Raw genomic sequence first — 23458 nt, forward strand, 5'->3', positions numbered from 1 at the left:
GATGACGCACGCCGCTAGCGCGGCTCGCCGCACTCAGTCTTGGTCTCGATTAGCCTGACTTGGGGCGCGCCGCGTTTAAGGGGAATTGCTTCGCAATAGCTCGCAAGTAAGCATAAGCACTTTTGTTCTTTGACGTTGAGAACATAGCGATAACTACATCGCGAGAGGGTGAAACATACAGCGCCTGGCCGTCAAACCCGGATTTAAATAGATCGCCATCACTGAACAGCGCATCCCATTGCGAAAGGGCATTAACCGGCCGCTCGCCTAGTTTACTTAAGGCATTCTCAGCCGCTTCTGGCGCATTTTGATAGTGTGGATTGCTTTTGAGATCTGTAATTTTATTCAGTACAGCCCCAGGTAGCGTCGCTTCATCACGTCCCGCCGGCGTATACAGCAAGCCAAAGCGGCCGAGATCACGAAGCCGTGATGCAAACATACCGTGTGCGATTGCGCGACCATCGGGGCTTAGACCCAGCAAAGCGTCAGCTTCTGCACCTATTTTGGACCATACTCGCTCTTGAACAACATCGGCATATCGCTTATTGCTAAGAGCTTCAATGAGTAATGCCAATATATTGGTGTTTGCCGACGAATACTCGTAGCGCAAACCGGGTTCAGCATGTGAATCCATTAGTTTTAATGCTTGATTGTGCGCAATTGTTGTTTGGCCCGTAGTGGACGCCAAGATACCTTCCGCGCTGATAAGCCTACCAATACCTGATGAAGGGTCGACATAATCTTTAGCGGTATCTACCGCGTCGATACCGCTGGCCATATCAAGAATATTCTGGACCGAAATCTCCGCCCATGCGCTTGCAGAAAATTCGGGCAAATAGTGTGCAATTTTCTGGGTCGGGTCTAATTTCTTTTCATGAATAAGCTGCTCAACAATGAGTCCGGTGATGACTTTCGCCAAGGACCACCAAAGGTGGCTATCACTTGCACGCATACCGGGATACGATTCAAAAACAATATTCCCTTGGTGTAAAACAATAATGCCCTGCACCCGACTTTTCGGATGAGCAATCATTTCCTGGAAGCTCAAATTTCCGAGTTCCGTCACTACCCTTACCTTTCCTAGCTTATGCCGCAATTTCTTCACTAGGGACTTCACTTCCCCCGTGCGAGAAACCTGCTGATGCGGAAAAAATTGCGCCATATTTAAATAGGTATAAAGTGCCTGATTTTTGCCTAAGGCAAGTTTTATCGGTGCAAAGTCCGCTAAAACCGTGTCGCACTGACTTAGCGAAAAGCCATTTTTAGCGACAGCAACTGGCCATATTTCATTATCAGGCTGGTCAGCGTATGCACCTGGTGTATTAGCAATCAGTATTACGATAGCTACAAGCCACCGCGCAAATGCATAATTCATTGACGCTATTATTTCCATATATGGATATTCTCCCTGCCATTTAAAGGCTCCCATAAGTAATTATCCGCGTCTCTATTACTCGGCATTGTTTTGCGAAGAAAACCATAAATATTCTGCACAATTTCGCTATGCAATGCTTCTCGCTGCTTTTTATTCTCTTCTGTCCAGGCAAAGCGCATATAAATTTTATGGTCGTCAATAAAATTGCCAAATATAAACGGAATATCTAAGCCGTGAAACGCCCCCATTTCAGAGCGCCAGGGCTCCGGGTAGTTAGCCCAGGCAAACTGGTATAGGTAAACAGCGGGAAGCTGCTTTGCATATTGTTTGCTGTATTTCTTCACTCGCTTTTTTACAAATAGATTAGCGAAGCCAACCCGAACATCCCGCACAAGCCCTGACAAAAAGCCCAATTGTTGATTAATCGTTTTGTCGCGGGGCTCGCCGTTCACCAGTGGCCAGATTTTCTCGGCACTCCGGCCAAAACCTTTTATCGGTGTGAGCGTGGTCATCTCATCCTTGGTACCGCCGATCATTAACGGAACGCGGCTTAGGGCCTTAGCGACGGGTTTGTCCGGCGTCTCAACGCTCGACAGCACCGTGCCATCCGCTACTATAGCTGGCGACAGCCCAAAGCCAGAGGCATTAAGCAAATCCCTTGTCGAGAGCTGATATAAATAATCTCGCATTTGCGTAGTCGCGTTCGCCGCAAAGCGATCGACGCCTTCGCTGTCAACGGCAAACTCCAGATTCTGTGACGAGAGATTACTAAGTAATTTATCGGTTCGCTTTAGAGCAGTCTCCGTAGATGCTGAAAATGGCAAGCCCGAAAAGCTTATTGCCCCCTGAAACTTGCCCTTTGCCAGCGGTGACCGCAGTAGCGCAAGCACCGAGACCGCACCTGCAGATTGCCCTGATATCGTGATCGCCTTGCTATCGCAGCCGAACGCCGAGCAGTTTTCACTAAGCCAATCGAGCACGCGAATCATATCTAGCAGAAAATAGCTGCCGGAATCTTCTGCAGGATCGCCAGTATGGAGAGAGGGACTTTGTAATGAGCCAAAAACGCCAAGGCGATAATTAGCCGTAACAACAACCGCATTTGCCTCCTCTGCCAAGCGCTGACCGTTATATAAAGGATGTGCGGAGTCGCCAACGATTCCTGAACCGCCGTGGAAAAACACCAATACCGGTAGTAATCCTTTTGGCGACACCGGCGCCCAGATGTTTAGATACAAGCAATCTTCTGAGCCATATGGCTTATCGAAGCTCGCTTCGTTGTCGGTGCTATAAAAGGAGCCTATTTGCGCGCAGGGGCTGGCAGGCGCCAATGCCGGCCTAATACCCGGCCACGATGCAACCGGCTGTGGCGCGCGCCAGCGTAACTCACCAATAGGTGGCGCGGCGTAGGGCACCCCTAAATATTGGTCTATATGTCCGTTGCGCTTACCCGCAATGACACCCGAGCTAATCTCTGCCGTTGAGGCGCTGGCGAGCTGAGCGCAGGCAATAACTATCAACGCAATGAATATTCGCTTGATCATTTTAATTTTTCTCTGGCGTACGAAGATCAGCCATTGGGGTAGCTGCGAGTGTTAGTGTCATTTCAGTGAAGGCAATCGTTTCGCGAAACAGGCGCTGATAATTAACTTTGTCTGCGGTACTGACACCCCAATTAAACAAGTAGTTGGGACCAGCAATATAATTTGCGGTGGGAATGCGACTACGCCCCCAAAAGACCTGCCCTTCTCCCGGCCACACATGGTCATGGAACAGGCCCTTGCCTTCCGGCCGTGTTGGCGGCCGAATAAAAGCGGGAGCTGCGTCGGCACGCTTTAAGGCGACTTCTGCGGCGGCAATCAACGGCGGAATATTTGGCATAAAGAACCAGTACGGTTCTGGGCGTCCCGTTGGCGTCCAGCGGCCACCCGGCCCAGCCACCCATTCCTCGGCCCCTAAATGCTCCAGACATAGCACCGCTGCAATACGTTCCAGGGTGCCATCGTGTAGGTGCTGATCAATAAAGCTCTGCCCGCCTTGCGCGCCGGCAAAGTGACCTGAGCTTAGCAAAATCATAACGCTGCGCGGTAACGCGGCCCTCGGTAGTCGCGCAAGGTATTGCGCCATGCCGACAATCACGTTTGGACCATTATCCTCGATGCCGTTAGGCCCATCGGTATGACTATTGAGCACCACGAGCTCGTCAGATTGACCCGGTATAATGCCAATCAAATTACTACTGTTAACCTTGGCAATGCGTGCCTCTAAAGTGAGACGAAGCTCAACATCCCCATTGGCCATATTGGCTAGGTACTTAGCCGTGTCTTGGTCAACATATAGTGCAGGCACATTTCGATTGATAGCATCGTAGGGCGCATACATCCCGAGGGCATTATTGCTCGGCTCATCGAGACCGATGATAGCCGCGCTGGCCCCAGCGCGGTGGAGCATATCTAGTTTTTTAGCGAGAGTACTCAATGCAAAATAGCTGCGCTGATATGGCGTGTCAGCGTGAACACTGAGCGCAGGATCATAACGACGCCACGCGGCACTCTCAAAAACCGCCAAGGTAGATTCTGGCTTTTTGAGGGATAGCAGTACAATCTTCCCAGCAAGCTCACCCTCACCATAACGTGCATCTGCGCTAATGAGTTTGAGCTTACCAACGACGCCGCTCGCGGACGTCGATCCAGAATACGGGAGATAAGCTGCTGTTGGTAATGACACTGCGCCTTGCGCACCCATTAGCTCCAAGCCCCAGCTGTCGGCCAACCATTGATTGAGTTCGACTGGTTCGCGATAAATGCGATCTACCCCGGCGCGCTGTAAACGCTTTTGCAACTCATCAATATACGCCTCATGGGCAACGCTGCCTGCGGCGCGTAGGCCGCGAGCATCGAGGTCTAATTGCCAGTCTCGGTGCTGATCTATCGACACAAATTGCGCAGGATCAAGTGCGGTTGCCGCAGAAGCAGGCAAAGCCTCCATTGGCCACGCTGTATCGGCATTCACGAAGCTCATTGACGTCACATAAACCAACAGCATTGTGATGAATTTGAAACGCAGGGCCATGACTAGAACTCCAAGCTAACGCGGGCGCTAATGGTTCGCGGCGCATTAAGAATCGCAAAATCGTTTGCTGAAGGTGTATTTATCAAGCTAACCGCGGCTGTTTCATCGGTGATATTAAGGACATTCAGCGCGAGTTTGGGATTTCCCGTAAGCGATGGCAGCGAGAGATTTAAGCTGAAATTATAGGTACCGTAATCGTTAACAATATCGTCGTTGGCAATGTCATTATATGTTTCACCCACATAGGTATAGCCAATCAATCCAGAAACATTGACCAGCCAATCTGGCGAGCCAAAGAAAGCGAGATTGCCACTGTACTGATAGTCCGCGGATCCCGGCAAGGGTTTACCTGCAGGCACAGTGTCTCGTCCCGCTTGGAAGTCTTCAGTAGTTTTAGCATCGACGGTGCCGCCGCTCACTGTTAGTACAACCCCAGGAATTGGCGTTAACCAACGTAAATTAGCTTCAAATCCGTCGCTTTCGGCGGTGCCAACATTGTCGTAATAATTAATTTGGATGGCGTTTTTCAATACAACTAAGGCGTCTGTGTAATCGATATGGAAAGCCGTTACGTCAAACTCCAAGCGATTGTCAAACCAGCTTGAGCGCGCGCCTAATTCATAATTCCAAATAAAATCTGATTTATAGGTGCCCGGCACATTTTCCAATTCGCTCTCCGGAATATTCTGAATGCCGCCAAACCTAAAACCCTTGTTTGCCAAGAAATAAACTGAATGGTCATCGCTAAAGCGGTAGGTTACAGAGAACTTAGGGTTGATGCCCTCCTCCTCAATAGTGGTTGTTAAGTTAGCAGGAGACATACCGTTATTCACTGCGCGGGCACCAACGCCCTGGCCGACAAACCCTCCCGCGACCGTGGTCTGGTAAACTCGTGCGCCTGCCGAAATTTCCAAAAATTGCCATGGATACCACGTTAAATCGAAAAACAACGCTTGTTCCTTGGCTAAGGCGTTGGTTTCAGCACACAATACCGCGAGTTCACAAGCCACATTACCGGCATCAAGCCCTAAAGATGCTAAGGTTTCTGCCGTTATCGCGCCTAATCCGAACGCATTCGCGGTCGCATTAACGGCATTCGTTAATTCTTCGTAGCTACCCGAAGCCATATTGAGCGCCTGTGAATTCAGCACTAAGGCATAACGAATTGGTGAGCGGAGGTAATACGCTCCCAAGAGCCATTCTAGTTTCTCACCACCCACTGATTGAATTCTAAGCTCTTGTTGAAAGGAGGTTGATTCTTGATCTGTTTCAAAAGGTATAGCCAGCGCGTCTGGCGCCCCCGCAGGTGGAATTCCAGCAATACCACCATAGGAGTCAATAATATTAAAACGCTCTTTTTCCGTTCTTGAGGTCGATGAGATCACCTCAAATTTTTCAGCGGTGTACTGTATACCAAGATTATAAAGTGCAAACCGATGCTTGTTGGGCCACGGAATAAGTGAGCCCTCGGTTTCTCGCGGGCCTTCCCGTGAATCGGCGATGATCAATCCATTTTCAGCATTATAATCTTGATCAAGATAGGTGAATTTTAATTGCCATTCTTCACTAGGCTCCCAGGTCACACCAACACGAATTTGTTCGCCCTCGCCACTATTAACATCTTTCTGCGCTTGTTCTGGGCGAATATCGTCGGTGACACCGGGATACTCTCTCGTAATATAGGTCAATCTAATACCGAGATCGCCATCTTCACCAAGCAGCGGCGCGTTGACGACAATACCTTGGGTTAACGCTTCGGAACCGTCCTTTGGTGAGATATATTGTGCGAAATAGCGCGCTTGAAATTCATTAGGCAGCGCGTCATTCAAGCGATAGCGCAAGACCCCAGATAATGCCGCGCCACCAAACAGCGTCCCTTGGGGGCCTTTAAGTACTTCTACTGCCGCGAGATCAAAGGCAGATAAGTCCGGTGTAATACTGGCCGCATAGGGCTCATTGAGCGCTGTGTCACCGATAAATATACCTACCGGGTAAGGCACGGTGCTATTGGGCGACGAGCTTGTGGAGATCCCCCGCATGACAATTCGCTGATCGCCCGGCCGCGCGGCATTCGCTGTGACACCGGGGGTTTGTTCGAGCATGTCATTAATACTGAGAATCCCCTGGGACTCCATATTTTCACCGCTAATCGCGGCCATCGACGCGGGCAAATCGCGCATGGACTTCTCGCGCTTAGTGGCAGTAACGATAACCTCTTCTAGCACTCGATGATTCTTACTTTTAGCAGCATGCGTAGACGACTTCTGCACTTCGTCTGCCGCGCTAGCAGTCGCACTTACAAGCATGCTGCTCGTAAGCAAGGCAATTATTTTCCTTCCAGGAAAGTTTTTCATAATGGTGCCACTCTTTTATTTTTTTGGGTTTACATCTAGCTTTATTCACTTACTAGGGCTTGCATTGAAATTAGCAGCTCGTCATCGATTGGCGGTAAATGGGGAATTAGGCAGCTAATTAAATAGTCGAGCCGATGAACAAATGACGAGATGCGCAATGAATATTTGCCATTTTGTACCAGCGGCCTAAAAAGTGGTTCAAACTCATCGCGTGGCAACGCGGCAATTGCCTCGATATCGGCCTGAATTGGCACTGTACGGCCAGTGGTACGGGTCCGTTCCGCATTAGTCGCAATCAAACCAATTAGGGCGTTATAGGCGATGGCGACATCTTCTAGCTGCTCATCATTTTCACAACACGCTTGCTGCACTCGCACGAGGCAACGCATGTGTATTTTCCAAGCCGAGGTGCCCGCCGGTGCGTGACAAAATTTGGGGTAGACAATCTGAGTTTTCCGCACAGCGAGTAAATGTTCAATAAGCTGCTGACGAAGTGGCTGAGGATTGTTTTTATCAGGAACGGGGATTCGCTTCATTAATGCACTTAAAGCATCCCGCTCGACGGCCTCAATATTGTCAACATAGTTATACAAGGTTGCGTGATTGATTCCGAGTTGCCGCGCTAACGCGCGCAAACTCAAACTTTTAAAACCTTCTTGCTCCATCGTAAAAAGCGCCGCATCGATAATTTGCTGATGCGTGACTTTTTTGGGTCTGCCCGCAATTTTCGTAGACGGCTTTTTTGACGCGTTCATAGGCCCAACTGATGATATTATAGTATTTATAACCACGTGGTTATTTATAATTTATGACCTCGTTTACTTATTGTCAAGCACCGAATAGTGCTGCTGCCGCGGGCTAAACGGCGCTAAATCTCATTATTTTCTTATAGAACATCGGTTTAAGCTCGATATACTGCCCACAGCGACACGGCAAAAAAGCGAAAAAGGCGCAGCGAAATCATGATTGAACATCTCTCCTTTTCAGTTACGGGCCAAGGCCTACACAGTATTACTTCGGTTGTGAGCCAGAGCATCGCGCGACGCTTCCGGGGACAAGATGGCTTATGCACACTGTTTATTCAGCACACCTCAGCTAGCTTGCTCATTCAAGAGAACTACGACGACAGCGCGCGCATTGATTTAGAGCGCTGGCTTAATCGACTGGTGCCAGAGAACGACCCCCTTTACACCCACACCCTTGAAGGCCCCGACGATATGCCAGCCCATATTAAAGCTGCATTGACTGCGAGCTCCGTCGCCATCCCAATTATCAACGGTCAACTTGCCCTCGGCAGCTGGCAGGGAATTTACCTCTGGGAGCATCGCCACGCCGCCAGTGAGCGCAATCTCGTCATGCATTTAAGCAATTCGTAAACGCCATTGTTCAGTGAGGGTTAATCTCCGCAGCCTAGACTATGAACTAAGCGTCATCATTCTTTTGAGATCGCTATGCTATTCTTGGCAAAATTTCTGATTTACAGACACCACAGGAAACTCTAAATGTTGCGTTTAAAAAAATACTTATTAGGATTGGCGCTTCTGGGCAGTATTAACAGCTACGCCCTTGAACTAGGCGGCACACTTGCCGATGTCAGTATTCCCTCAAAAGGCGAACTGGTCTTAAATAAATCGAAAGTCGATTACAAAAGCTGGTCTACCGCCAGCATTCAACGTGGCTCGCCAGCCTTAATTTTTCATCTTGCTGCACGGATGTCCTCGGACAGTATTATCGCACCACTGCGCACGCGCTTAGAGGAACGAGATTTCACTCCCGGCAGCTTTCAGTCCATCAGCGTGATCAATATCGAGGACGCCATGTGGGGTACCTCCGGCATGGTCAGTAGTGAAATGGAGAAAAATAAACGTGCCCACCCTGAAGCTGTGCTGGTCGCCGATGACGCTAGCCGTGGGCGTAAAGCCTGGCAATTAAAAGAAAGCAGCGTGGCGGTAATACTGCTCGATGCGAACGGGAAAATTCGCTACTTAAAAGAAGGCAAGCTTGGCCGCAAAGATATAGACACCATTATGGCCTTACTCAATACCGAAATTTCTCGGATTGCCAGCAAGTAACGCTGGCGCCTCTGCGAAATAGCTATTTTTTAGGGCTGCCGAAGCACTGGCGGCCTTCCACTAACTTAGCAAATTTACGCAGCATTAATTTCACCCCAAGGTGCATAACCGGGCTGAAAACTGGCAAAAAATATCGACTAAAGCCCTTTGGACGCATAGCCATTGTCCATTTAACCTTACAGCTGTTGTTATCGAGTTCTTCAACCTGATAGCGTTCGGCAAAAGATTCAATATTGTCTTCACTGGCATGTGTGAAGCAAAATGCCATTTCGCGGCCACGCTCCCACGCGATAAACTCTTCGTAGCCAACTAGATTGCCCACCATCGTCACCGTGCGTGTGGTGCCAATGCCAAACGGCTGCGGCGCGGTCCACTCCACGTTGAGTATCGGCATCGCCCAGCGCGGCCAGTCGTCAGCATTCTCAAAGGAAGAAAACACATCAGCAGCACTAGCACGAACCACAACCTCCGCCACATAGCGGAATGGGGCCGTATCGAAAAAAGTCATGTCGACTGTTTTACACGGGTATTTCTTTGCCACGCAACGTCTCCAATTGAAAATGGATGTAAGTCTGATCCAAAACCAGACACAAGCAGCAGATATGAACGATGCCCAATCAATTGCTAAGCCGAAATCTAACACCGCGAGTAAAACTCAAACAAGCAATGATGATGAATATGACAAAGTCTTCATCTACGGCCATAAGGTAAAGCAATGAGCACATCGCCCGAAACATTGTCGATTTTGTACCAAGATGAAAATATCGTCGCCATCAATAAACCCACGGGGCTACTGGTTCATCGTAGCCCCATTGACCGCCACGAAACACGCTTTGCCATTCAAATGCTTCGGGATCAGATCGGCCAATATGTTTACCCTGCACACCGCTTAGACAAGCCAACCTCAGGGGTATTACTGTTTGCGTTAAACTCAGACATCGCAAACCAACTCGCGCAAGCGTTTCAGGCTCACGAGGTCGAGAAATCCTACCTCGCGGTGCTGCGTGGCTACTGCCCCGACGCGGGCCACATCGATTACCCGCTGACGGAAGAACCCGATAAGCGCATTGCCCGCAGCAAACCTGCAGCACCGCAAGACGCCGTCACCAACTTCCGGCGCCTAGCGACGTACGAACTTGACGCCCACATTGAAACCTACCCCCAGTCGCGCTATTCCCTCGTCCTCGCCCAGCCTATGACCGGTCGTCGCCACCAGCTACGTCGCCACTTCAAGCATATATCGCACCCAATTATTGGTGACGCCAAGCACGGCCGCGGGCGTCATAATCGTTACTTTGCGGAGCAGCTCGACTGTCCACGCCTTCTACTTCACGCATTGCAGTTACGCTTTATTCACCCGCTAAGCAAACAGGAAATACAGCTGCAAGCACCACTAGATCACCATTTCACCGGACTCATTAAGCGCTTTAGCTGGGAGGACAGTTTCACCACCGAATGGCAAGCCGAAAAGGTTACTAAATTATAACTTACATGCATGAAACTTTCGCCGTAAGCTAGGCATATGGGAACAATATCGCTTACCGCCCAGCGTACCGAGCTATGACTCCCACGCAATAAGGGCAAGACAGGTGCAAGCTAAATGAGCATAACGAACTATTACGATTACATCATTGTGGGTGCAGGCTCGGCCGGTTGCGCCCTAGCCAATCGATTATCAGAAAACCCAAAACACAAAGTCTTATTACTCGAAGCGGGAGGCAAGGACACTCACCCTATGGTGCACATCCCTCTCGGCTTTGCCTTCACCATGAAAAATCCAGACTTTAGCTGGTGTTATCAAAGTGAAGCCGAGCCCCATATGAATCAACGCCGCATTGATCAGCCTAGGGGCAAATTGCTTGGCGGTTCGAGCTCTATTAACGGCATGGTGTATATTCGCGGCCAGCGGGAAGATTACGATCACTGGGCTGAGCTTGGCAATCGCGGCTGGGGCTACGATGATTTGTTACCGATTTTTAAACGCTGCGAACACAATAATAATGGCGAGGACGAGTATCACGGCAAAGACGGCCAGCTCTGGGTCGACAATGTCACTGACAAATACGACTTGGCGGAAATGTACATCCAGGCTGCGGTAGAGTCGGGTATTCCCCACAACACTGATTTCAATGGCGCCAGCCAGGAAGGTGCGGGGTATTTTCAGGTTAATATTCGCAACGGCCTACGCCAAAGTTGCGCCAAAACCTATTTAAAACCCATACTGAAACGTCCTAATTTGCAGATTGAAACCCGTGCCCTCGCGAGCCGCATTGAGTTTCAAGGCAATAAAGCCACGGCGTTGCGTTATCTGCAAAACAATAAAGAAATAACGGCCCGCTGCCGCGCCGAAATCATCCTCTGCGGTGGCACAATCAATTCGCCGCAATTATTAGAGCTGTCGGGGATTGGCAATCCTGAATTATTGCAACAACGCAGCATTAAGGTCACTGTTGCCCTGCCTGGGGTTGGCGAAAATTTGCAAGACCACCTCACCGTTAATACCCAGCGCGCTTTTGTTGGCTTAAAAACATTCTACGAAGACAGCCGCCCGCTGGCGATGATAAAAACCTTCGCTAAACTGATTTTTAAACGCAGCGGCATGCTGATTCACCCCGCGTCTCAAGTCGGTGTATTTTTTAAGACGGATCCCGCCTTAAACCGGCCAGATGCTCAGATTCACTTCACCCCAGCTGCGGGCACCCAAGATGAAAAAGGTCGAATGATAACCGTGCCAGGTACTACTGCCACCGTTTGCTATTTGCGACCCAAAAGCCGTGGCTGGGTACATATCCGCAGCAACGACGCGCGCGATGCCCCGGCGCTACTGCATAATTACTTGGCCGAAGACGAAGACCGCCAGAAAATGATCGCCGCCGTGCGTAAAACCCGAGCTATTTTTGAGGCGCCGGTGTTTGCCGCAAATCGTCGGGACGAGCTAATTCCTGGACCGGAGATACAAAGCGATGAAGAGATATTAGAATTCATTCGCAATACGGGTGAATCGGTCTACCACCCCGTAGGCACCTGTAAAATGGGCAGCGACCCCATGGCCGTCGTCGACGACCGTCTAAAAGTACATGGCGTAAGGGGCTTGCGGGTTGCCGATGCCTCTATTATGCCGACCTTGATCTCCGGCAACACCAATGCCACTGCAGTGCTCATTGGCGAGCGTTGCGCAGACTTTATTTTAAGTGGCGACTAGTAAGGTCTGTTGGCTTTAATTCTGCCGGTAGGGTATCTGGCAATATTCGATACCTCGCACCGGCCGAATGCCGTGCTTAGCCAAACACATTTTCATGGAGTTCATCGACAAGCTGATATTTGGTGTTGGGCCGAGAAACACGTGATCGAGCGCGACCGGCTCATGGTCTTCTAACGCTAAGGCAAAGCTCATATACGGCACTAACATGCTCCGCCCCTCGCGAAAGCTAACCGCCGCTTGACGATAATCGGGAACAACTGGCGACACCAAACGCCACTCTTGCTCCTCTTCAAATGAAGGGTGTTTGAGAATGGCCGCCAACCGCAGTAAATCGCTTTCTAAATGCTCAAAGAGTTCGTGGTATACATCGCGCTCCACACCATCATCAATCTCTATCGCTAACACCTCAACGGCATCGAGCACTTGGGCGATTAATTTTTGTTGCGTGTGGCGATCATAAATACAGCGCCCCATGCGAAATTCCTGCACCTGAGCACAGCGGCTTACGGTTTCAGGGTTAAACCCCAGACTAGCCCCCTTGCCGATGGCGCTATAACCCCGCCACTGACTCAGCAAATTGCCATTAGCCCGAAACGACGCCCCAAACAGAATATGACCGTTAGTGATGCGGTTTTTCACCCAGTCTAAAAAACTGGTAAGTAAATGCGGGCGACTGTGGCCGCTATTAATACGCTCAGCCACTTCACGCTCCACCAAATCGGCAGTGTGGCGCAGTTCCGCCGAGTCATTCATATATCGAATATCACTGGCCCACAGAGTGCGACTGCCAACAATACCCAAAACGCCGCTTAAGGAAGTGTAGTGATAAAGTGTTTCCTGAGGCTGTTCCGAAAATAGTGCCTCGGTTATCCTGCTAATCATAACCCTCCCCCGTTATTCACCGCGTATTTACGTGTAAGTATAGACTGCCAGCAGTTGATTAAAGGCGCTTTACACCTGGGCATTGTCCGCAGCCAAAAAGTCGGCGACCATCGCGTTAAAAATCTGCGGAAACTCGGCGTGAAGCCAATGCCCAGCCCCGGCGATGGTAAGTAAGGCCATTTGCGGGAATTGGCGCTGCATCGGCACGCGATTCTCGTCGCGAATATACTTAGACAGTTCACCGCGGATAAACAGCGTGGGGCCTGCAAAGGGTTCAGCACTCGGTGCGTCACGTAGGTTGTCATAGCAGTCGGCAATCACCGGCAGATTCATCCGCCACGCCCACGCATCTTTGCCGTCGCGCACTATATTCTTTAAGAGAAACTGCCTAATAGCCAGCTCCGGAACAGCGTTCTGCAATAAATTATCGGCCTGTTCGCGACTGCGCAGAGCCCTCAAGTCCATTCCTAATAGGGCTGTGATGATTTCGTCATGCCCACGCCCGTAGCGTACGGGGGCAATATCGGCAACAACCAAGCGACTGACCCTGTCCGGCGCCGTTACCGCCACTTGCATCGCCACTTTACCGCCGAGAGAATGACCGAGAATATGGGCTTGCTGGATTCCTAAGGTGTCCATAGTGGCCAGCACGTCTTCAGCCATGGTCGGTATATCCATAATATCGCTGTGTGGCGACTTACCGTGATTGCGTAAATCCATGCGAATAACTTTATAGTCCGCCGCTAAACTGCGAGCAACAGCCATTAAATTACTGGCCGAACCAAATAAACCGTGCAATAAAATTACGGGGAAAGCGCCGTCACCGCTCACTTCAGTATGTAAACTAAGAACCCTGGGCATATGTTCGCTTCTCTTCATCTATAGCGGTTGCTAGAATGCACAGGCTTTCAAATAAAAAGGTGTTACTGTGCGATTAACTTTTCTCATTTTAGTATTGGTCGGTGCTGTCGTCAGCACAGGCTGTAGTTCAACAGATTACAACCCGACGACCTACGATTATTTTATCAGTCGCGATGATCTCAAACAAAAGCCCTTAAAAAAAGTCATACTGGCAACGGTCAATGTTAGTGGCGAACCCACGCGCTCGATCTTGCGTGACAGCGTAGATAAAGTCGACAATCACGTTGTGGACTATCTTGAGAGCAACGGCTACCGCTTTGCACCTAGCCACTTATTTGATAATGCTTGGCGTCAGGCCCTGCTTAGCTTCGGCAACTTTTATGACCCGACCACAGGTAAGGTTGATCGGGTTGCTTGGCAACAAGTTATGGCAGCAACACTGCAAAGCCTAAAAGAGCACAAAGACATCGACGCCGTTATCTTCACCGACCTGCTTGAACATGACATTCAGCACAGCCCCGGCATGAAACACTATGCGCGCTGGTACGGCGTAAGCCGGGAACCGGCAACCGAAGGCCCGACGTCAAGTGTGCCTACAGACTTCAATTGGACACAAATCATTAAAGGCGCCACGCTTATGGTGACCATTTACACCACCGACGGCAAACCCTTGTTTTCTAGCCGCGGCGGTATAGATACTCTACACAGTATCGACTCCCGCAAGTCGCAAAAGAGCTTTGTACGCCGCAAGAAAATATTGAGCCGGTCAAGCAATATTGAAGAAGGCATTGAGCTCGCTTTTCACCCATTAATCACGATGAAGCGCTACCCAGGAAAGGCGCGGCCAGCAGCAGAAGCGAACGAAGCCGCTACAGCTCAGTAGATTCCAATATTCAAGGCGGCGTCGGCAACAGCGACGCCGCGCCCTACTAACCAGAATACTGACACTGAGCCCATCGCGTATATTGCCGCCCATCGTAGCCCGTCAATCCACTGTGGCCGCAAACAACGGCGCAATACCCACATCACGCCCAGAACGCCAATAATAAACAGCAGCTGCCCAAGTTCAATCCCTAAATTAAAGCCCAGCAATGCGGGCACAAGGCCCACCCCGCCGTCGAGCAGTTCACTCAATACACCGGCAAAACCCAAACCATGCAATAAGCCAAAGCCAGCCACCAATATGTTCATACTCACGAGAGACCGTTGCCGCTGGCGTCGCTCGGCCAAATAACACGCCATGAGTAGCACACTCAGTGCTATAAGACTTTCTGCCAAAGTTGGTGCGTACGGAATAATACCCAAGCTCACCAAGGCTAAACTAATACTGTGTCCAAGCGTAAAGCTAGTAACCAATAACAACAAAGGCCTGAAACCACTGGCCAACATCAGCAAACCAAGCACAAATAACAAATGATCGCTGCCAACCAAAATATGATTAAAGCCGAGACCACCAAACTGCAGCAAACCCTGCGACCAACCGACGTTAGACCGAGGAATAAAATAATCGTCATCGCTGCGCAGCAACACCTGCTGCTGACCGCCACCGATGCCATACCACCGCAATAAGGCCGCTGTTTTCGATTCACTTAGACCAGCAATTGAAACGCCGGCGCTATGCGTGAGCACCCCACACACAACGGAATACCTATATTCAGTAGCGCTACCGCGAATACCTTGTTCCACACCACCAAGTGATCGGCAATCAGCTGGTAGGACAGGCATTGGTTGTTTAAGCGATTGAAGCGGCGTGCGCCACAGCAACTCAACTACCCCGCCGGGCTGCTCACGCAATTCCAGTAGTGAGGGAGCGAAATTATGTGCCTGCGCAAAACTGCTAAGGCAGATTAGGATGCAAAAAAACTTAAACCTCGTCATTGCATAACACCCGATACTGCCCACGCAATTTCGTTACATAGGCCTGCCAGCCGCGACGCTGCTGCTCGCGCTGCCACAGTAGATTCAGCTCTAGACGCACTGCGGCAAAATCCTTAGCCCCACCAGGGAAATACGCCTGCCACTTAATGAGGTGCCAGCCATAGACCGACTTCACTGGGCCAAACCACTGACCTAAGCTCATCGCCGAGTTCGTATCAGGCCAAAAATCAGCGCCGAATATCGCATTAATTTCACGAGTAGTTAATTGATTAAATAACTCACCGCTAAGAAATACATCTGCGCTCGCGGGCAATTCCTCGCCATTAAGATTGCTCAGTGCCTGCTCTGCACGCATTTTCGCTAAAGGCGTATCTCCAGAATAAAACCGCTGCTGAAAACTGTAGCGCGAAGGTTTAGTACTGATTGCAGGATTATCGTCATACAATCGTTTTAAGGCGTGTTCGCTCGGTTCTGGCCCTTGTGTATCTGCGATGACGCGATGCTCCAACAACTGAATTAAGCGCCGACGAATGACTTCATCGCTGTCGAGCAAACCCATGGCCAATACCGTTTCGATTTGATCTGCACGATCCCCGTCAATACCGAGAAATTCCGCATCGCGCAGAAGACGCTGAACAATAACTTCATCACCTTTGTGCAGACCCTTAATCAGAGCTTCGCGAAAAAACATTTGCTCGTCCATTGCGCTCTGTCTGAGTGCCTGCCGTAATTTATCGGTCATTGGCTGACGATTTTGCTGAGCCCACTTTGCCGCCATCGAGTCGATTTCAATTTTCGATGGGCAAACTAACTCCCGCTGCAGATACCGCGAGTAAAGCTCATCAACCCCGTATAGCACGATGCCAAGCACAATAAAGTGGAATAACTTGGCGCGAAGCAAGCGAGTCACTGCTGGGTAGACTCAGGGGTTTGAGAATCCACTTGCACAGCTGCCGGGCCGTACCATATTGGCGAACTCCAGGCGCGCTCCTGAATAATTGGCCGATGTTCTGCGCTGCAACAAGACTCGAAACCCGCTTTAATCGTCTCTGGCTGCTGGCAATCGACCGCTGCGGCAACACACAGCTGCTGACTCCATCGGCAACTCGGGTTTTCCAAAACCCGCGTATAATAATATGCGCGCTGGGCGGGATTAAAATTGGGGTCCTGCCAATGAGCGCAGAGTTGTGGCGCGCCTTTGCCATAGGTTTTGCATGTTGCCAAGTCAACACCGACCTCAGCAGCACCACTACTGGCAACATCAATAACCTGCTCGCTGCTCTCACCGTCTGGGCCAACACTAACCTTGATAATTTGAACTGTTTTTAATGGCATGCCCGGCTGGCTCGTGGTGCCTGGGTCCATGCGAGCAAATACTGAAAAAACCGGCGCGTCGTTACTGTGCGCTGGCGGTGGTAGTAAATCACCGCCCATGGCAACGCCGTGCTCATAACCACTCGCTACGTAATCTTGCTGTTCACACATATCAGCAGGCAACTGCCAGCCACCAAAAAACCGTAATTCAATACGAGGGCCACTGGTGGCGTAAGTTTCTCGGCGTTGCATGGCTGAAAAAATACTCTCTCGACTGTTCTCCGTCGCCCAAACTGCGGCTAAGCCACCGGGATTAAATTCCAAATCATCGGGCAAGCCTTCGGGCAGCTGGGCGCCAGCCGGCACCCCAGCGCCGCCGTGACCTAAAAACCCCTTCTCATTAACCGCGCCTGGCGCGCTGATATGAGTATCTGAGCTGGCAATAAAGCCCAATTTAAATGGATTCACCCCCAGGCGCTGCTCTTGGGCCATCCCCTCCTTTAAAACATCGCGAACAAAGCCCGACTTTTCTGTAGCCTCCTCACGGAGGAATGGCACAAACTTACCAGAGAAGCGGCTGTACGGTAGCTGCTCAAAGCCACACAATTCATCGGCACTACTAAGGGGGTTATAAAAGCACTCTGAACTGCCCTTATGCTGCATAATTTCAACTAAGCGCTCAAGCCGCTGGCGTTGCGCCGCGTCGGCCGCTGTTATCGCAGAGCCATCATCCCTGACTGTGCTAAACATATAGCCGTCACTTAAATTCGAGTTATGGGGGATGACTAACACCTCGCAGCCAGTGCCAGCATTAACGCAATCACGATCCAAACCGTCCCAGAGCAGTGGCGCCGATGGCGTATCAATAAAGCTTAAGGGCAGTGCCGGTACTTGTTCGTTCTTAAAAATAATATTGCGATGTAAGTTGGCGAGATTCGCCGACGCGCCAGTCCACTCATAGGCAACAAAGCTGGTAAATTCACAATCACTGCTGCGATCATAGGCATTTTCGGCAGCCTGCTGAATTTCTTGCCACGGACGCAAACCGGCCTGGCGACAGCGCTCACCATCCTTGCCGCAGAAGCCTAAACGGCCAGCAAGAGAAGCCTGTGTATTAAATATAAAAAACGCGGCGCGCGGATAGTGACGAAAAAGCTTACATTGCCAACTGCCGTGGCCAGCCAACGCTGGGTCGCTACAAATTTCCACTTCACCAAATAGCTCAGCGTGATCGGTTACCACGGCAAAATCGAGAGGACGATCTAATTGCAAGGTACGTAACGGCTGCCCATCTGCGGTCCACGGCTGAACACCAATCGCCGCGCCACGGGCAAAATGGTATGCATCTGCGGGCGAGGTCCGAGTACCCTGGGTACTGGCGTCTAGAGAGAATTTGGTGTGCACGTGAGTGTCACCAAAAAGGACTTTACCTAGCGGGTATTGCTGAGTGCAGGGCTCGCGCTGCTCTTGATATGGCTCTGCATCACGCAACTGGCCCGTCAGTGGCTGACCGCTGACCACGCTCGCAGATAACAGTGTGACCAGGGCAATAAGCGTTTTTTTACAGTTCCACAGACGCAGAAGCGCTAGCAATAAAACTCGCATCGGCAATAATTCCATTTTTATGAGTTCAGGCATTATCCCCATGACTACACGATGAAGCCATGATCCTTTCGCAGTAGCAGCACTCACGCGATTTGATACGGTTCAGCCATGGTTCAGATTCGCTATGCCACTCTGTTGCTGTTCTTCAGCCTAGGAGTCATTATCATGAAATTAAGTACTAGCCTCGTTCTTATAGCTGGGCTGGCGTTCGCCGTAAACAGCTATGCCGACCACCAGCGTGGTGACAGCGAGTTTGAGGCCCGCTATCGGTATAGTAATGGCAAGGGACATGACCGCCACGCCTATAAACACCATCATGATCATCATGATGTTTATTACGTACGCGACGATCACCATGACCATCATGACCGATACCATGACCGTTACTATGTTCGCCATGTTCATAGTCGCCACTGTGGCCATCACTACGAGCCCGCGTTTAATACCCGCGTCAAGGTATTTCTTGGGATTTAACCCCAAGGCCGCTGCGCCCAAATCAGCGGCCTTGGCGCCCTATTCGCCAAAGCGCGATTTCATACCGGCAAACCAATTTTGCAGCACTGGGCAGTTGTCTGGAATTTGGCGTTTGACCCAGCCAGAAAAGCCCAAGGTAACATAGAGATCAATATCTGCCTGACTTAAGTCATTGCCGACTAGGAAATCTTGACGACTCAGCTCTGCATTCATCGCCTCGTAAAAAGCGCCAATACGAAGATTACCGCGGTCAATTAGCGCGGGAATTTGTGGCATTTTTAAAGGCCCTGGCAATGGGCGGTCTTTAAAGGCCTCACCTTTATTGCGCAGCACTTCAGCCACTGCGGAGAAGCCTTCAAAAAATATCTGGTGGCAACGACCAATAACCTGAGCCCGCTCTAGATCGCTGCGACCAAACAAGGGCTTCTCTGGGTGTAAGCTATCGAGATACAGGCAGATCGCAATGGTATCGGTCAACACAGTGCCGTCGTCGAGCACCAAAATTGGCAGCGTTGACCGCGGATTAATGGCGCAAAAACTGTCAGAAAACTGCTCCTTAGTCATCATATCTATAGCTTGGGTATTGATACTAATACCCTTATGCTTGATAAACAGCCCGAGACGTCGAGGATTTGGTGCCGGTTCATAGGTATATAATTTCACTTATCTCTCCCGTGTTTTATTTACTTACAAAATCAATGCAATATTCAGCTCAAGTTAAGGCTGGGCAGACTAGGCTATCTGCTAACTGACCACGGGAGTATATGCCATGTTGAAGTACTCTGTAATTCCCCTGCTCGCGCTCTGTTCTGCAGTAGCTCAAGCCGACCATCGCCATTACAGCCACAGCACTACCCGCCTCGCTTGGGTAACTCAGGTAAGCCCAATTTATGAGCGCATTAACTACTCAGTGCCTCGTGAACAATGCTGGCAAGAAAATGTCTCTTACGAACACCGCAGCAATACCGCGCCAATTCTTGGCGCGATCATAGGCGGCGCTTTAGGTAATGAGCTAGGTCATCACAAAAGTAATAAACGAGTAGGTACTGTGGTCGGCGCGGTGCTCGGTGCCAGTGTCGGCAGCGATATATCGCGACGACATCAGGGCCATCACTACGAAACGATTGACCGCTGCGAAATTCAAAACCACCACGAATGGCGAGAAGAAATAGTTGGCTACAATGTCAGCTACCGCTATCAAGGTGAGATTTATCACACCCGTTTACCCTATAATCCGGGCAAGCAGATTGAGATTGAAGTCAATGTTACTCCCCGTGGATAAGGGCTAATGCCCGGGAATGTTATGAGCAGATTGAAGTGGTGCAATATTTTAGTATTTGTCAGTGCTGCCGCGCTGACCGCCACCGCCAACAGTGACCCGCTGCGGGGCGCCAGCGGCGGTCGTTTCGGATTACCTGAGCGACCTCAACTTGAACAGCGGCTAGACGGCTCCCGAGTTCGCGACGCAATGACCGCCAACGAGGCAATCAACATTGCAGAGCAGCGCTACGGCGGGCGAGCAGTTGGCGCAAAAAAAGTCGGTTCAGCTTATCGAGTCCGAATTCTACAAGACAATGGCAAAATCAAGAACGTCACGATTGATTGAGCCCTGACGAGAACTAACTATGCGCATACTACTTGTAGAAGATGAACAGCTACTATTGGATCAGCTCCGCCGCCAGTTTGAACTGGCTGGCTATGCCTGCGATTGTGCCAGCGATGGCAGCGAAGGCTTGTTTTTAGGGCAAGAAAACCCCTACGATCTCGCGGTAGTAGACCTTGGCCTGCCAAAGCTTGACGGAATTAGCATCATAAAACAGTGGCGCAGCGAAGGCCGAAAATTCCCAGTTCTCATATTAACCGCCCGTGATCGCTGGCAAGACAAAGTCGAAGGCCTTGAATCGGGGGCCGATGACTATGTTGCCAAGCCCTTTCAAATAGAAGAGGTCATGGCAAGAGCCAACGCCCTTATTCGACGCTCCGCCGGCTTCGCAAGCCCGAAAATGGAATTTGGCTGTATTACGATCGACACGGGAGCCAAGCGCGCTTTGTTGAATAAGCAAGCACTGGAATTAACAGCTTATGAATACAATGCCTTGGAATATATGGCCATGCGCAGCGGACAGGTGGTCTCCAAAACCGACTTAACCGAACACCTTTACGATCAGGACTTTGACCGCGACAGCAATGTAATTGAAGTATTTATTGCTCGCCTGCGTAAAAAAATCGACCCAGACAATACCTTAAAGCCAATCTCGACGCTCCGTGGCCGAGGCTACCGCTTTGAGCTTGGCGAAACCCAACACTAAACATGCTGCGCATCCGCCCCAGCTCAATTACACGCCGTTTGATCATTGCCAGCCTCACCCTGATGCCGATACTGCTAGGGGTAACCGGTGTCGCGATAGACCGCGCCCACACCAACAGCTTAATGAGCGCGGAGCAGGAGCAACTACGCCTACAATTTTTTGGTTTACTTGGCGCTCTAGAATGGCAAGACGACGAATTTGAAATGGGCGACCGACTTAAGGAACCCCGTTTTTGGCAATTTCGCTCAGGCCTTTACGCAGAAATTCGACGACGCGATAACTCAATAGTTTGGCGCTCAGTATCAAGTGACACGCTGAATCTGCCAGCACCGCAAAATATGCCACGTTCGGGTCAGGAACTTTTTGGCGAAGCGAAAATAAACCAAGAATCTTATTTTACATTTCACTACCACGCTATTTGGGAAACCGACAATGAAAATGAGGTACCACTGCTATTTTCCCTTTACTCTCAGCAAAGCACACTGCTCAACGAACTAAATAATTTTCGTAGCCAGATTAGCCTATGGCTAGGACTCGTATTAATCATCTCGTCGGTCGTTAGCGCTGTTATTCTGTATTGGGGGCTACGCCCACTTCGACAACTTGCCAAAGACCTCCTCCGCCTGGAGCAAGGTGATACTGTTCAGCTCAGCGACAACTATCCAAGGGAGCTGCAAGGCATTACTCACAACCTTAATCAGCTACTCAATAAAGAGAAAAAACAGAGAGAGCGTTATCGCAACACCCTCGCGGATCTAGCACACAGCCTAAAAACGCCATTAGCCGTGCTTAAATCCGGCAGTAGTGACAATAATGCTGTGAATGAACAAATTACCCGCATGGATAATATAATTAACTACCAGCTTAAGCGCGCAGTAAGCAGTGGCAAACAAAAATTGAGCAGTAAAACCCGTATCCAGGCATTAATAAATCGTCTTAATCAATCCCTTGAAAAAGTCTATCGCGACAAATCATTACAATTTCAGAATTTACTAAAACTCGATTTAACACTGGCCATTGATGAGCAAGATGCCATGGAATTATTTGGCAACCTTTTGGACAATGCCTGCAAGGCCTGCCAACACAAGATCGTAATTAGCGCCGCTGAAACACCTCTGCTATGCCATATATACATAGACGATGACGGCCTTGGCATGAGCGAACTGCAGCGCGAAACATTAATACAAAGAGGACTGCGCGGGGATCAATACGGACAAGGACACGGCCTAGGCCTTGCTATTGTTAGAGACATCATCGATAGCTATGAAGGCGAACTGAGCTTTGAGCAATCTACACTCGGCGGTTTGCAAACTAAGATCACCTTAGCAAAATCATAGGCGTTTACCACAAACCAAAAGGGCCGCTTATTACAAGCGGCCCTTTAATCTTACGCAATCACCTTAATTAACGGGTGACTATGACTGAGCCCCTTAGATAGGCAGCAGTGCAAGTGGGTCTACTGGCAGGCCAGGCAAACCTGGCAAGCTAGGAACGCCAGGCAATCCACCACCAAGCAATGCCAGTGGGTCTACTGGTAAACCAGGAAGACCGGGTAGGCTTGGCAAGCCACCGCCCAATAATGACAGTGGATCTACTGGTAGGCCTGAAAGACCGGGCAGGCTTGGCAAACCGCCACCCAATAGCGACAGAGGATCTACTGGCAAACCAGGAAGACCAGGCAGGCTTGGCAAACCGCCACCCAATAGTGACAGAGGATCTACTGGTAGACCAGGAACACTAGGTAGGCTTGGCAAACCGCCACCGACCAGTGACAGCGGATCTACTGGCAGACCGGGAAGCGCTGGCAAGCCGCCTAATTGCGCGTCAACTGAGCTCAAAATATCAATCACTGGCGCGAGTGGGCCAGCAAGGCCAAGGCTGCTACCAGACACCAATGTCACAGCAATCGCTAATTTTTTGAATTTTGTGATTTCCATAATTTCCCCTAAAAATAAACAGTTAAGCAAAAATACTTATTATTCAAGCGGCGCTATTTCACTTATTACTAAAAGTTAATAGGCCGCGACCGCACATTGATATTACGTATTAACACCTATACC

The 23458-nt window shown here is 50.1% G+C and carries 23 protein-coding genes; 10 read left to right on the plus strand and 13 right to left on the minus strand.

Annotated features, from left to right (window positions below; all coding sequences use genetic code 11):
- Positions 1-49: 49 nt before the first annotated feature.
- From HNQ57_RS00440 to HNQ57_RS00460, 5 genes are read right to left on the minus strand one after another with little or no spacing between them, the layout of a single operon-like run.
- Complete coding sequence (locus tag HNQ57_RS00440; protein ID WP_184460671.1) at positions 50-1393, minus strand: serine hydrolase domain-containing protein; 1344 nt, start codon at positions 1391-1393, stop codon at positions 50-52.
- Positions 1384-2919, minus strand: coding sequence for a carboxylesterase family protein (locus tag HNQ57_RS00445; RefSeq protein WP_184460672.1), 1536 nt, complete (start codon positions 2917-2919; stop codon positions 1384-1386). Before HNQ57_RS00445 ends, HNQ57_RS00440 begins: the two co-directional genes overlap by 10 nt.
- Position 2920: 1 nt before the next feature.
- Entirely contained in the window at positions 2921-4447 is a 1527-nt protein-coding gene (locus HNQ57_RS00450; RefSeq protein ID WP_184460673.1) for a M28 family peptidase, read from the minus strand.
- 2 nt (positions 4448-4449) lie between these two features.
- Positions 4450-6801, minus strand: a complete 2352-nt coding sequence (locus HNQ57_RS00455; protein ID WP_184460674.1) for a TonB-dependent receptor — start codon at positions 6799-6801, stop codon at positions 4450-4452.
- Positions 6802-6842: 41 nt separating this feature from the next.
- Entirely contained in the window at positions 6843-7556 is a 714-nt protein-coding gene (locus HNQ57_RS00460; protein ID WP_184460675.1) for a TetR/AcrR family transcriptional regulator, read from the minus strand.
- 207 nt (positions 7557-7763) lie between these two features.
- Here HNQ57_RS00460 and HNQ57_RS00465 point away from each other — a divergent pair, with 207 nt between their 5' ends.
- Positions 7764-8177: a secondary thiamine-phosphate synthase enzyme YjbQ gene (locus tag HNQ57_RS00465; protein ID WP_184460676.1), complete on the plus strand. Its 414-nt coding sequence runs from the start codon at positions 7764-7766 to the stop codon at positions 8175-8177.
- 126 nt (positions 8178-8303) lie between these two features.
- On the plus strand, positions 8304-8873 hold the full coding sequence (locus HNQ57_RS00470) for a YtfJ family protein (RefSeq protein ID WP_184460677.1): 570 nt from the start codon (positions 8304-8306) through the stop codon (positions 8871-8873).
- A gap of 22 nt (positions 8874-8895) precedes the next feature.
- Here the strand turns inward: HNQ57_RS00470 and HNQ57_RS00475 are convergent, their stop codons facing one another.
- Positions 8896-9414 carry an SRPBCC family protein gene (locus tag HNQ57_RS00475; RefSeq protein ID WP_184460678.1) on the minus strand — a complete coding sequence of 173 codons (519 nt, stop codon included), beginning with the start codon at positions 9412-9414 and terminating at the stop codon, positions 8896-8898.
- Between the two features lie 174 nt (positions 9415-9588).
- Between HNQ57_RS00475 and truC the strand changes: the two genes are divergently transcribed.
- Together truC and HNQ57_RS00485 are read left to right on the plus strand one after the other, a co-directional pair.
- The gene (gene truC, locus HNQ57_RS00480; protein WP_184460679.1) at positions 9589-10359 is read left to right on the plus strand and encodes a tRNA pseudouridine(65) synthase TruC; all 771 of its coding nucleotides are present in this window, start codon (positions 9589-9591) and stop codon (positions 10357-10359) included.
- Between the two features lie 114 nt (positions 10360-10473).
- Positions 10474-12075, plus strand: a complete 1602-nt coding sequence (locus tag HNQ57_RS00485; protein ID WP_184460680.1) for a GMC family oxidoreductase — start codon at positions 10474-10476, stop codon at positions 12073-12075.
- 15 nt (positions 12076-12090) lie between these two features.
- On the opposite strand, the gene HNQ57_RS00490 is transcribed toward HNQ57_RS00485, so the two are convergent.
- On the minus strand, positions 12091-12957 hold the full coding sequence (locus HNQ57_RS00490) for a DUF2971 domain-containing protein (RefSeq protein ID WP_184460681.1): 867 nt from the start codon (positions 12955-12957) through the stop codon (positions 12091-12093).
- 69 nt (positions 12958-13026) lie between these two features.
- Positions 13027-13818, minus strand: coding sequence for an alpha/beta fold hydrolase (locus HNQ57_RS00495; RefSeq protein WP_184460682.1), 792 nt, complete (start codon positions 13816-13818; stop codon positions 13027-13029).
- 67 nt (positions 13819-13885) lie between these two features.
- Between HNQ57_RS00495 and HNQ57_RS00500 the strand changes: the two genes are divergently transcribed.
- The gene (locus tag HNQ57_RS00500; RefSeq protein WP_184460683.1) at positions 13886-14701 is read left to right on the plus strand and encodes a hypothetical protein; all 816 of its coding nucleotides are present in this window, start codon (positions 13886-13888) and stop codon (positions 14699-14701) included.
- Here the strand turns inward: HNQ57_RS00500 and HNQ57_RS00505 are convergent.
- From HNQ57_RS00505 to HNQ57_RS00515, 3 genes are read right to left on the minus strand one after another with little or no spacing between them, the layout of a single operon-like run.
- Entirely contained in the window at positions 14695-15696 is a 1002-nt protein-coding gene (locus HNQ57_RS00505; protein WP_184460684.1) for a HupE/UreJ family protein, read from the minus strand. The genes HNQ57_RS00500 and HNQ57_RS00505 overlap by 7 nt on opposite strands.
- Positions 15683-16606, minus strand: coding sequence for a peptidyl-prolyl cis-trans isomerase (locus HNQ57_RS00510; protein WP_184460685.1), 924 nt, complete (start codon positions 16604-16606; stop codon positions 15683-15685). The genes HNQ57_RS00505 and HNQ57_RS00510 overlap by 14 nt, the downstream gene beginning before the upstream one ends.
- Positions 16603-18648, minus strand: coding sequence for a DUF3604 domain-containing protein (locus HNQ57_RS00515; RefSeq protein ID WP_226968266.1), 2046 nt, complete (start codon positions 18646-18648; stop codon positions 16603-16605). Before HNQ57_RS00515 ends, HNQ57_RS00510 begins: the two co-directional genes overlap by 4 nt.
- Positions 18649-18780: 132 nt before the next feature.
- Between HNQ57_RS00515 and HNQ57_RS00520 the strand changes: the two genes are divergently transcribed.
- A complete protein-coding gene (locus tag HNQ57_RS00520) occupies positions 18781-19089 on the plus strand; it encodes a hypothetical protein (protein ID WP_184460686.1) in 309 nt (102 codons plus the stop codon).
- 39 nt (positions 19090-19128) lie between these two features.
- On the opposite strand, the gene HNQ57_RS18120 is transcribed toward HNQ57_RS00520, so the two are convergent.
- The gene (locus tag HNQ57_RS18120) at positions 19129-19752 is read right to left on the minus strand and encodes a glutathione S-transferase family protein (RefSeq protein WP_184460687.1); all 624 of its coding nucleotides are present in this window, start codon (positions 19750-19752) and stop codon (positions 19129-19131) included.
- 106 nt (positions 19753-19858) lie between these two features.
- Between HNQ57_RS18120 and HNQ57_RS00530 the strand changes: the two genes are divergently transcribed.
- Genes HNQ57_RS00530 through HNQ57_RS00545 form a run of 4 tightly spaced genes read left to right on the plus strand, consistent with a single transcriptional unit; the run spans position 19859 to position 22735 of the window.
- A complete protein-coding gene (locus tag HNQ57_RS00530; protein ID WP_184460688.1) occupies positions 19859-20371 on the plus strand; it encodes a glycine zipper 2TM domain-containing protein in 513 nt (170 codons plus the stop codon).
- 21 nt (positions 20372-20392) lie between these two features.
- Positions 20393-20695, plus strand: coding sequence for a PepSY domain-containing protein (locus HNQ57_RS00535; protein ID WP_184460689.1), 303 nt, complete (start codon positions 20393-20395; stop codon positions 20693-20695).
- A gap of 19 nt (positions 20696-20714) precedes the next feature.
- Entirely contained in the window at positions 20715-21398 is a 684-nt protein-coding gene (locus HNQ57_RS00540; RefSeq protein ID WP_184460690.1) for a response regulator transcription factor, read from the plus strand.
- Between the two features lie 2 nt (positions 21399-21400).
- A complete protein-coding gene (locus HNQ57_RS00545; RefSeq protein ID WP_184460691.1) occupies positions 21401-22735 on the plus strand; it encodes an ATP-binding protein in 1335 nt (444 codons plus the stop codon).
- Positions 22736-22828: 93 nt separating this feature from the next.
- On the opposite strand, the gene HNQ57_RS00550 is transcribed toward HNQ57_RS00545, so the two are convergent.
- Positions 22829-23335 (minus strand): hypothetical protein, encoded by a 507-nt coding sequence (locus tag HNQ57_RS00550; protein WP_184460692.1) that lies wholly within the window; start codon positions 23333-23335, stop codon positions 22829-22831.
- Between the last annotated feature and the right edge of the window lie 123 nt (positions 23336-23458).

Source organism: Zhongshania antarctica (genome assembly GCF_014202945.1).
Lineage (GTDB): Bacteria > Pseudomonadota > Gammaproteobacteria > Pseudomonadales > Spongiibacteraceae > Spongiibacter > Spongiibacter antarcticus.